Origin of the sequence: uncultured Aquabacterium sp. (assembly GCF_913773725.1) — a bacterium.
Lineage (GTDB): Bacteria > Pseudomonadota > Gammaproteobacteria > Burkholderiales > Burkholderiaceae_C > Aquabacterium.
The window spans coordinates 1-5,264 of record NZ_CAJYGK010000140.1 but is presented as its reverse complement, the minus strand read 5'-3'; the positions used below and the strand labels follow the sequence as shown (position 1 = coordinate 5,264).

Here is a 5,264-nt window from a genome sequence, read left to right as displayed (position 1 = left end):
GGGACATGGCCTCGAACGAGGCGCATGTCCCTCATGGGGTCCCGTGAACGCAGTGATGAAGGTGTGCCAGGGACCGGCTCACCAACCGCTGTAGTTCAGCAGCAGGTCGGCGATCACCTGGCGACGTTGCAGATCGAGACCATCGAAGTCCGACAGTCCTTGGAAGTGGCAGCGCTTGAGCATGGCACCGCCCTCGCGCGCGTTGTAGAAGCTGAACATGGCGGACAGGAACATGCGTTCCCCGCTGCTCAGGACGCCGAGTGCGTCGTTGGCACGCAGCATGTCGGGACGCAGATCCCACTTGCTCTTTGCCTGGTTCAGGCCTTCGCGCGTGCCGTCGCCAAACCATTGCGGGCCTGCGATCTCGACGCCGCGCTTCCAGACCTCGAAGAAGGCTTGGGGCGCGGCGGCGAAATGCTGCTCTTCCCGCATGATCTGATCGACGACTTCCTGGGGCAAAAGCTGGTTCATGACGTGGTTCCTCCAGTTGGATCAGGGTGTGGCGAGCTGGGACCAGCCGCCTCTTTCGAGGGCACGTTGAGCCGCGGCATAGCTGCGGAAGTACTGGCAGGATTCCCGCGAAACGGGACCTTCTGTATCGCGCGTGCCGATGTAGTGGCCGGCGGCGCTATGCAGGATTTCGAGCGGCAGGAACTTGCCGCAATGGATCAAGGCCAACTGGCCGAAAGAGGCTTGCTGGGACATGGACGGGCTCCTTGGAAAAAGCGGGGCCTCGTCCCTCACGGGATGGCAGCTCCCGCACGCGGTTGAGAAAAAAGCATCGGCGTCACGGGTGACGCGCGTCCGCAGACTCGATGCGATGGCGGACTGGCGGGTAGCGCGGAAAGAATCCGCGGCAGCCTGGAAACTCTGGCTGCTGGCATGGTGCTGACGAATCAGCGACACATGCGGGCAGCTTCATGCGCGAGGCGAGCCGCGTCAGCCGGAAATCGGCATTTGCAACAGCCCCGATTGGCGAACGCGGAAAAAAGAAAGCCCCGCAATAAGTGCGGGGCTGTCAGGAGGATGAGGCGAAACTGGGTCAGCGAGGCCTGTCGCCCAGTACATGCTGCTTCCACAGGGCGAATGCCTCGTCCGGTCCCAGCTCTGCGAGGATGACGATGGGCTGGCCCCGACGGGCACGCAGCGATGCGAAATACGCTGGCCGGTCGGCGATGGCGTTGAGCTTGATGCCCTTTAGGAACAGCAACTGGCGGGGGCGAACTTTGGTGGTAACGCAGGCATGATTGCGCTTGTTTGGGGCAAAAGGGCCAGCGAAGCGGGCGGACACGGCCAGAAAACCGCGACGAACTACTTGTACTTGCCAGGCGAGGCGAACGGGTGACATCAGCATATCGCTATGCGGTAAAGAAGACCGTCCTAAAGCTTGCAGGATCCCGGCATAGCTTCATCATCACCTCTCCGTGACGGCTCATTGGAACGAAAAAGGCCAGCATCGCCGTGATGGACTTTCATAATTGCCAGGTCAACTGGCTTGCGTGCTGTTTATTCACAGCAAGGCATTGCGACGTCGTTGCAGCAATCGCCGCCATCGCAACAGGGCGTTGCAGCAAAAGCGGCGGTGGGCGCTAGCATGAGGGCCAAGCCGCGGCCGCTCATGCTGGGGGCCGTTCTCTTCAGATTGGTGTCCTGCACCGTGTGCATTGCGAATTTCCGGATCGTCCCAATGTCACTGGGACTCCTTTGTGGCGGCCGGGTTCTCCACGCTCATGAACGACTGGGCCACCAGCGCGATCGCCCCGCCCACGATGGCCATGTCAGCGATGTTGAAGGCGGGCCAGTGCCAGCCGTGCAGGTGAAAGTCGATGTAGTCGATAACGTGCCCGCGCGTGGCGCGGTCGAACGCGTTGCCCAATGCGCCGCCCAGAATGAGGCTGTACGAAAGGCCTTCCGTTTTGCGCAGCGGCCGGGAGAGCAGCCATGCGAGCCATGCCGATATTGCGAACGCGATCGCCAGAAAAAACCACCGCTGCCAGCCGCCCGCGCCAGCAAGGAAGCTGAACGCCGCGCCGGGATTGAGAGCGTGAACTAGGTTGAAGAATGACGCCACCTCGTGCGACCAACCCAAGGGAGTTGTCGCGTCAATGTAGCTCTTAGCTGCCTGATCGCCGGCGAATATAACGATCGCGAGTGAGTACCACTGCGTCTTGCGAAGAGATGGTTCATCCATTGTTCATGCCGCCTTGAACTTCAGGAGGCGCAGCCCATTGACGACAACCAAAAGACTTGCCCCCATGTCAGCGAACACAGCCATCCACATGGTGGCATGCCCTGTGAACGTCAACGCAAGGAACACCGCCTTGATGCCAAGGGCCAGAACGATGTTCTGCGTGAGGATCGCCGCAGTGCTACGCGACAGCCGGATGAAGGCGGGGATCTTGCGCAGGTCGTCGTCCATCAGGGCGACGTCGGCTGTTTCGATCGCGGTGTCGGTGCCGGCCGCGCCCATGGCGAAGCCGATGTCGGCACGGGCGAGCGCGGGCGAATCGTTGATGCCGTCGCCCACCATGCCCACCTGGCCCTCGCCGCCGACCAGGCTTTCGATGGTCTTGAGCTTGTCTTCGGGCAGTTGGTCACCACGGGCTTCAGAGATTCCGACCTGGGCAGCGATGGCCGCGGCCGTGTGCTGGTTGTCCCCCGTCAGCATCAGCGTGCGCACACCCAGCGCCTGCAGGTCGGCCACCGCCTCACGGCTGGTTTCCTTCACGGTGTCGGCCACTGCAAAAATGCCGAGCACGGTCGCATCGTCCATCAGCAGGATCGCTGTCTTGCCTTGGCGCTCCAGGGTCTCCAGCCGAGCCTGGAGCGTCGCTTCGCTCAGGCCCAGCTCCTGGGCGAGCCTGTGGTTGCCCATGTGCAACATGCGCCCGGCGACGCGGCCGCGCACGCCGCGGCCAGGCAGCGCCGCGAAGTCGTCGACCTCGTGCAGCGCGATGCCGTCACGGTTCGCCTTGCGGGCGATGGCCTGAGACACAGGATGGTCCGAGCGTGCCGCGAGGCTTGCGGCCCAGGCGGCAACTTCCTGCGCCTCGCCGATCAGCGGCACGAAGTCGGTCTGCTCGGGCTTGCCATGGGTGAGTGTGCCGGTCTTGTCCAGGGCCAACGCCTTGAGCTTGCGCCCGCCCTCCAGGTAGACGCCACCCTTGATCAGGATGCCGCGTCGGGCGGCAGCGGCCAAGCCGCTGACGATGGTGACCGGCGTGGAGATGACCAGAGCGCAGGGGCAGGCGATCACCAGCAGTACCAGGGCCTTGTAGACCCAGTCAAACCATGCGCCGCCGAAGGCGAGCGGCGGCACGACGGCAACCAGCACGGACACCGCGAACACCGCCGGCGTGTAGACGCGGGCGAACTGGTCGACGAAGCGCTGCGTGGGCGCACGGCTGCCCTGCGCGGACTCCACGGCATGGATGATGCGCGCGAGCGTCGAGTCGCTGGCGCCTGCGGTCACCTTGTATTCGAAAGAGCCGGTCTCATTGATGGTTCCGGCGAAGACCTGGTCACCTTCGGCCTTCTCGACGGGCAGGCTCTCGCCGGTGATGGGCGCCTGGTTGATGGCCGATCGACCCGAGGTGATCAGGCCGTCCAGTGCGATGCGCTCGCCAGGACGCACGCGGACCACCGCGCCCTTTGCGACCTCCTTGGCCGGCAGCTCTGTCCATGAGCCATCGGCCTGCCGCACGGTCGCGGTCTCGGGCGCCAAGTCCATCAGCCCCCGAATGGCGTTGCGGGCGCGGTCCAGCGACTTCGCCTCGATCACTTCCGCCAACGCGAACAGGAACATGACCATGGCGGCCTCCGGCCAGTGGCCGATCGCCATGCCGCCGGTGACCGCGATGGCCATCAGGGCGTTCATGTTCAGGTTGAGGTTCTTCAGCGCGATCCAGCCCTTCTTGTAGGTGCTGAGGCCGCCGGTGAAGATCGAAACCAGTGCCAGCACGATCACGGCCCAATGATTGCCGTCGTTGACCCAGTACACGCCTTCGGCGGCCACCGCCGCAACGCCCGAAACCGCCATCGGCCACCAATTGGTCTTGTGCGCGGCCACCGGGGCATCGCGCGGCTCATCAGTCCTCTGGACCTCGGCTTCCATGCCCAGCGATTCGATGGCTTCGACTGCCGGCTTGATCGCGTCGGGTGTGTGCCGAACCGTGAGCGTGCGCTGCATCAGGTTGAAATCCATTCCCTGCACGCCCGGCATGCCTTGCAGCTTGCCGCGGATCAGACTTTCCTCGGTCGGACAGTCCATCTTCGCGATGCGAAGTACCGTGGTGGCTGTCTGCATGTCCTGCCGCGCAGCCTGCATTCCAATGGAAGCAAGCGCCTTCTCGATCGGCGCTGAGGTCGCCAGCGTGTGCTGGACTCCCAGCACACGCTGCATCAGATTGAAGTCGAGCGCGGTCACACCCGGCAGCTTGCCCAGCCGGTCGCGGATCAGCGCTTCTTCCGTCGGGCAATCCATGTTCTCGATCCGGTACGTCACCCGCTCGCCGATCGGCGGCGCGGAAACGGCAGCGGTTGGTTGCTGCTGCAGGGCCGAGGATGGGATCACAGCCGCGGCTTCGATCGGCCCCGTGTGGCCGAAGGTCTGCTCCTTGGCGCGCATGCCGATCGAGGCCAGGACCTGCTCCATCTGCGCGCGTGCCTGAGCGAGGTGTTTCACCGACAGGGTGCGCTCAGCGAGGTCGAAGTCGAGGTCCTGAATTCCCTCGACTGCCCCGAGGTGCGAGCGGATGAGTTTCTCCTCGCTCGGGCAGTCCATGTTCTCGATGCGGTAGGTGGTCGACACGGCGGCGTCTCGGACAGCCTGAGCCTTCATGCCCACCGAATTCAGCGCTTGCTCCAAGGCATCGGCCGAGACTTCGCGGTGCGAAATGGTCAACAAACGCTGCGGAAGATCGAACAGGAGCCGCTCGACACCGGGCATGCCCTCCAGCGTTCGCCGCACCAGTGCTTCCTCATTGCGGCAATCCATGTTGCTCACGTGGAAAACGGTGGTTTCAGTGCTGGCCTGCTCACTGGCGCACGCCGTCTGTTGGCCATTGCCGCCGGAGCAGGCGCATGGGCTGGAAGGTTCTTTGTTCATAGATCGCTCTTCATTGACAAGGTTTTCCCCTGGGCTGCTGCCGGTTTCGATGACACCTTGTTAAGGTGGCAGATGAAACCGGAGGTGGTTAATGGAGAGAAGAAGGACATTCAGTCGCGAGTTCAAACTCGAGGCGGTCAAACTGGTCGTTGAGCGT

Annotated in this window: 4 protein-coding genes and 1 pseudogene; all 5 read right to left on the bottom strand. The window is 63.5% G+C overall.

The window, feature by feature from the left end:
• Positions 1-78 precede the first annotated feature (78 nt).
• The 5 genes and pseudogenes from QZ709_RS16545 to QZ709_RS16525 all read right to left on the bottom strand — a co-directional run bounded on the left by QZ709_RS16545 (position 79) and on the right by QZ709_RS16525 (position 5,107).
• Positions 79-471, bottom strand: coding sequence for a hypothetical protein (locus QZ709_RS16545; protein ID WP_003116832.1), 393 nt, complete (start codon positions 469-471; stop codon positions 79-81).
• Between the two features lie 21 nt (positions 472-492).
• Entirely contained in the window at positions 493-705 is a 213-nt protein-coding gene (locus tag QZ709_RS16540; RefSeq protein WP_003116833.1) for a hypothetical protein, read from the bottom strand.
• Between the two features lie 337 nt (positions 706-1,042).
• Positions 1,043-1,225 (bottom strand): annotated as a pseudogene (locus QZ709_RS21335) (hypothetical protein); the annotation flags it as partial.
• Positions 1,226-1,690: 465 nt separating this feature from the next.
• Complete coding sequence (gene lspA, locus QZ709_RS16530) at positions 1,691-2,191, bottom strand: signal peptidase II (RefSeq protein WP_003098955.1); 501 nt, start codon at positions 2,189-2,191, stop codon at positions 1,691-1,693.
• 3 nt (positions 2,192-2,194) lie between these two features.
• The gene (locus tag QZ709_RS16525; protein WP_003098961.1) at positions 2,195-5,107 is read right to left on the bottom strand and encodes a heavy metal translocating P-type ATPase; all 2,913 of its coding nucleotides are present in this window, start codon (positions 5,105-5,107) and stop codon (positions 2,195-2,197) included.
• Positions 5,108-5,264 lie beyond the last annotated feature (157 nt).